This is a genomic window from Aeromicrobium sp., from assembly GCF_014378035.1.
Lineage (GTDB): Bacteria > Actinomycetota > Actinomycetes > Propionibacteriales > Nocardioidaceae > Aeromicrobium.
This window is the reverse complement of the sequence record NZ_JACMOM010000370.1, coordinates 1-5,115: the sequence shown is the minus strand read 5'-3', so window position 1 is coordinate 5,115 and position 5,115 is coordinate 1. Positions and strand designations below refer to the sequence as shown.

The following is a 5,115-nucleotide window of genomic DNA, read 5'->3' as shown; positions in this document are numbered from 1 at the left end:
TGTCGACCTCCCACGCCAGGTGGTAGAGCCCCACCGTCGTGACGCCGGCACCCGACGGCCCAGCCTGCGGCCCGAGCTGGAAGAGCCCGAGGTCATGGTCGTTGTTGCTGCCGCCAGCCTGCAGGAACGCGGCGCCGGGGCCGCCCATCACGTGACGGAATCCGAGCGTGCGCTCGTAGAAGGCTGCGCTGGCATCGACATCCCGGACGTACAGGACGGCGTGGTTCAGGCGGGTGACAGGCATGATGCGCTCCTTATTGGTTGAATCTTCATTTACTTTACACCCGTTAGGCTGGCCGGGTGGCTCCGTCAAGGTTGTTCAGGCGCGCCTCCTGGCCGGAGGCGTCGCGAATCGCCGAGATCCTGCGCCAGGAGACGCTCGGCGGGGTTCTGCTGCTCATCGCAGCGGTCGCGGCTATCACGGCGGCCAACCTCGGCGACGGGTACGCCTCCCTGCGCGACACCGCCTTCGGCCCGGCCTCGCTCCATCTGCACCTGACGTTCGGTCAGTGGGCTTCCGACGGGCTGCTTGCCATCTTCTTCTTCGTTGCCGGCCTCGAGCTCAAGCGTGAGTTCGTCGCCGGAGACCTCCGCGAGCCGAGCCGGGCGGCCCTCCCCGTCGCGGCCGCGGTGGGCGGCATGGTGGTGCCGGCGCTCGTGTTCACGCTCGTCAACCTCGGCGGCTCGCTCGAGGGCTGGGCCATCCCCACCGCCACCGACATCGCGTTCGCCCTCGCGGTGCTGGCGGTCATCGGCAGCCACCTGCCGTCGGGGCTCCGGACGTTCCTGCTCACGCTCGCCGTCGTGGACGACCTGCTCGCGATCATCATCATCGCCGTGGTCTACACCAAGACCCTGCACCCCGGTTACCTGCTGCTGGCGCTGCTGCCGCTGGCGGTCTTCGCAGTGCTGGTGCAACGGCGGGTCCGGTCGTGGTGGATCCTGCTGCCGCTCGCCGCCCTCACGTGGGGCCTGGTGCACGCCTCTGGCGTCCACGCGACGGTGGCGGGGGTCCTTCTTGCCTTCGTCGTGCCCGTCGTCCGCCGAGCCCCCGGCGACGGGCCCGGCCTTGCCGAGCACTTCGAGCACCGTTTTCGTCCGATGTCCGCGGCCATCGCGGTGCCGGTCTTTGCCTTCTTCTCCGCCGGTGTGCAGGTCGACGGGTGGAGCGGCCTGACCCGCGCGATGTCCGAGCCCATCACGCTCGGCATCGTCGGCGGCCTCTTCCTCGGCAAGACTGTCGGCGTCTTCGGTGCGACGTGGCTCGTGGCGGCCTTCACCAGGGCCGAGCTCGACGACGACCTCGCCTGGCTTGACGTGCTGGGGCTGGCGATGTTGGCGGGCGTCGGATTCACGGTGTCGCTGTTGATCGGCGAGCTGGCGTACGGCATCGGCACCGCGACCGACGAGTACGTCAAGACCGGCGTCCTGGTGGGGTCACTGATCTCTGCCGCCGCCGCGGCGGTGCTGCTACGGGCTCGCAACCGCTCCTACCGGATCATCCACGAGCGCGAGGCACTCGACTCCGACGGCGACGGCGTCCCCGACGTCTACGACACCTGACCCGTCAGCCCAGTGCACCGTCAACCCAGTGCACCGTCAACCCAGTGCACCGTCAACCCAGTGCACCGTCAACCCAGTGCCCGGTCGAGGTTGATGGCGGCGCTGATCAGGGCGAGGTGGGTGAAGGCCTGCGGGAAGTTGCCGAGCTGGTCTCCTGTGGCGCTCACCTGCTCGGCGTAGAGCCCGACGTGGTTGGCGTAGGTGAACATCTTCTCGAGCGCGAGCTGAGCGTCGTCGAGCCGTCCGGCCCTGGTGAGTGCCTCGACGTACCAGAACGAGCACAGTGAGAAGGTGCCCTCCTCACCGTCGAGACCGTCGGACACACGGCCCGGGTCGTAACGGAACACCAGGCTGTCGGCGACGAGTCGCTTCTCCACCGCCTCGAGCGTCGACAAGAACTTCGGGTCAGCCGGCGAGAGGAACTTGACCATCGGCATCAGCAGCACGCCCGCATCGAGCGCCTCGCCACCCTCCTCCTGCACGAAAGCCTGCAGGTCGTCGTCCCACGACTTCTCCATGAGTCGGGCATAGATCTCGTCACGGGCCCGCGACCACGCTGTCAGGTCGCCGGGCAGCCCGCGCTGGCGAGCCACTCGGATCATCCGCTCGAACGCGACCCAGCACATCAGCCGCGACGTCGTGTGGGGACGCGGGCCGTCGCGGATCTCCCACATGCCTGCGTCGTCGCGATCCCAGTTGTCGAGCAGCCACTCGAGCATGCGGGTCAGGTCGGCCCACGCATCGCTGGTGATGCCGGGCCCGTACTTGTTGAACAGGTAGATCGAGTCGATGATCTCGCCGTAGATGTCGAGCTGCAGCTGGTCGACGGCAGCGTTGCCGACGCGCACCGGCGACGAGTCGCGGTAGCCGCTGAGATGATCGAGCTCAGACTCTGCGGTCGGTGTGTTGCCGTCGATGTCATAGAGCACCCGCAGCGGGCCGAGGCCGTGCTTGTCATCGCTCTCCTCACCGAGCCGCTCTGACAGCCACCGCACGAAGGAGTTCGCCTCCTGCGTGAAGCCGAGCCGCAGCAGGGCGTAGAGGCTGAAGGCGGCGTCACGCATCCAGACGTAGCGGTAGTCCCAGTTGCGTCCACCCCCGATCTCCTCGGGCAGGCTGGTCGTGGGCGCCGCGATGAGTGCGCCGCTGGGCTCGTGGGTAAGGAGCTTGAGGGTGATGGCCGAGCGATTGACCATCTCGCGCCACCGGCCCGTGTAGGTCGACTGCGACAGCCAGGTGCGCCAGAACGCGGTGGTGGCGTCGATCAGGTCCTCGGTGTCCTCGGTGCTGCCGTCACGGAACTCCTCCTCCGGGTCGAGCACCTCCAGCACGAACAGTGCCGCCTCGCCGCTCGAGAGGCTGAACTCGGCGTTGACGACACCGTCGTCGGCCTCGAGCTCCATGGTCGCGCTGAGGCCCATGCGAACCCCGTCACCACTGAGGACGAGACCGCGGTCCACCTGCTCGACGGTGCACCGCTCCCGCCCGTAGTCGGGGCGGGCGTCGAGTGACATCCGGACCCGAGCCGTTCCGCGCACCGCCATGACTCGACGAACGAGTCGCTGGCGGTGCTGGGTGTCGCCGGGCTCGAGGATGGGCATGAAGTCGTGCACCTCGACCACGCCGGCATCGGTGAGGAAGCGCGTGGCGAGCACGGCCGAGTCGGGCAGGTAGAACTGTTGGGTACGGGTCGACCCACCTACCGGCGAGAGGGTCCACGCGCCGCCCTCCTCACGGTCGAGCAGGGCGCCGAACACGCTCGGCGAGACGAACCGCGGGCAGCAGAACCAGTCGATCGTGCCGTCCGTGCCGACGAGAGCAGACGTGCGCAGGTCACCGATCAGACCGTGGTCGGCAATCGACGGCCACGGCCGGTCGGCACCGGGCTCAGCAGAGGCGTCGGGGTCAGCGTCAGGCATCAGGCAGTCGCCAGCCGCGCTCGCCCGGCATCGCCACGGCGTCGTCCGGCCCCCACGACCCCGCGGCGTACGGCTGCGTGGGCGGCGGGTCCTTGAGCACAGGCTCGCAGAGCTGCCACAGGCGGTCGACCTCGTCCGACCGGGTGAACAGCGTCTGGTCGCCCCGCATGACGTCGAGCAGCAGTCGCTCGTAGGCCTCGAGCGGCGCGTCTTCAGAGTCGTCCTGGGCCAGGTCGAGGTGCATCGTCGTCGACGTCAGCTCCATGGTTGGGCCGGGGCGCTTGGCGTAGAGGTCGACAGCGATCTTGGGCGAGTCTGTGAGCTCGAGCACGAGCTCGTTGGGGCCGTAGTCATCGTCGCCGAAGCGGCCCATCGGCGGCGTCCTGAATGTCAAGGTGATGGTGCGCCGGGTGGCCCCGAGAGCCTTGCCCGTGCGCAGGTAGAACGGCACGCCCTGCCAGCGCTCGGTGTCGACGAACACTTCGAGTGCGACGAATGTCTCGACCTCGGAGTCGTCGGCGACATCGTCCTCGTCGCGATAACCCTCGTACTGCCCGAACACCACCCGCTTGGGGTCGATGGGGCGCATCGCCTGGAAGACCTTGGACTTCTCGTTGCGCAGCGATGTCGCGTCCAGATGCACCGGCGGCTCCATCGCCACGAAGCCGAGCACCTGTGAGAGGTGGGTCGAGATCATGTCGCGGAAGCATCCCGTCGCCTCGTAGAAGCTGCCTCGCCCCTCGACTGTCAGCTCCTCCGGAACGTCGATCTGGACCGAGCACAGGTGGTCGCGGTTCCATGCGGGCTCGATCAGCCCGTTGGCGAAGCGTAGGGCGAGGATGTTCTGCACTGCCTCCTTGCCGAGGAAGTGGTCGATGCGGAAGATGCGGTCCTCCGAGCTGACCTTCTTGAGTGCCGCGTCGAGCTTGCGGGCCGACTTCAGGTCGGTACCGAAGGGTTTCTCGGTGACGATGTGCGCATCCTCGTCGGCAATGCCCTCGCGTCCGAGCATCCCGATCATCGGCTCCATGGCCGACGGCGGGACGGAGAGGTAGACGAGCTTCTTGGCGCCGTCACCGAGGCCCTCGAACGCCTTCTTCACTGCTGCTGCCAGGTCGGCGCCGTCGTCGGAGTCCGACACCTCGAACGACAGACGTCCGAGCAGGTCATCGGCGATCGAGTCGTCGAGGTCGTCGACGAACTCTTGGAGTCCCTCGCGGATCTTGGCGCGGAAGTCGTCATCGGATCCCGGTGAGTGGCGGCCCGAGCCGATCACGGCGTAGTCCTCCGGGAGACGGCCGGCGGCGGCGAGCTTGTAGAGGCCCGGGAAGAGCTTGCGCTTCGCCAGGTCGCCCGTCGCCCCGAAGAGGACGAAGACCTGGGGTGCCGGTGATTCTTGGGTGGAGGTCACGATGCCAGCCTAGGGAAATGAGCCGCAGCCGCCAGTCGGACGCGCATCAGGGCCTGCCCACGCGCGCGAGGAGGTGGGCCGCGACGCTGGTCGGTGCCTCCAGCGCCGTGAGGTGGCCGACTCCGGGGAGCACCTCCAGGTGACCCCTGCCTCCGCGGGCGGCGAGCATCTCCTCACCGCGGGACGCAGGAGTGGCTTGATCCTCCGCACCGAACACCAGCG

General features: G+C 68.2%; 4 protein-coding genes. 1 reads left to right on the top strand and 3 read right to left on the bottom strand.

What is annotated here, in order from left to right:
• Positions 1–244: VOC family protein (locus tag H7290_RS19420; protein WP_290515668.1), on the bottom strand; the 244-nt coding region annotated here is incomplete at its 3' end.
• A 56-nt stretch (positions 245–300) separates the two neighbouring features.
• Between H7290_RS19420 and nhaA the strand changes: the two genes are divergently transcribed.
• Complete coding sequence (gene nhaA, locus H7290_RS19415; protein WP_290515667.1) at positions 301–1,563, top strand: Na+/H+ antiporter NhaA; 1,263 nt, start codon at positions 301–303, stop codon at positions 1,561–1,563.
• A gap of 68 nt (positions 1,564–1,631) precedes the next feature.
• Here nhaA and H7290_RS19410 read toward each other — a convergent pair whose 3' ends face one another.
• On the bottom strand, positions 1,632–3,482 hold the full coding sequence (locus H7290_RS19410) for a glycoside hydrolase family 15 protein (RefSeq protein ID WP_290515666.1): 1,851 nt from the start codon (positions 3,480–3,482) through the stop codon (positions 1,632–1,634).
• Complete coding sequence (gene zwf, locus H7290_RS19405) at positions 3,475–4,893, bottom strand: glucose-6-phosphate dehydrogenase (RefSeq protein WP_290515665.1); 1,419 nt, start codon at positions 4,891–4,893, stop codon at positions 3,475–3,477. Before zwf ends, H7290_RS19410 begins: the two co-directional genes overlap by 8 nt.
• Positions 4,894–5,115 lie beyond the last annotated feature (222 nt).

Bases quoted from the DNA above. Each gene is read 5' to 3' on its own strand.
- H7290_RS19410 (WP_290515666.1), bottom strand. From the start codon at position 3,482: ATGCCTGACGCTGACCCCGACGCCTCTGCTGAGCCCGGTGCCGACCGG.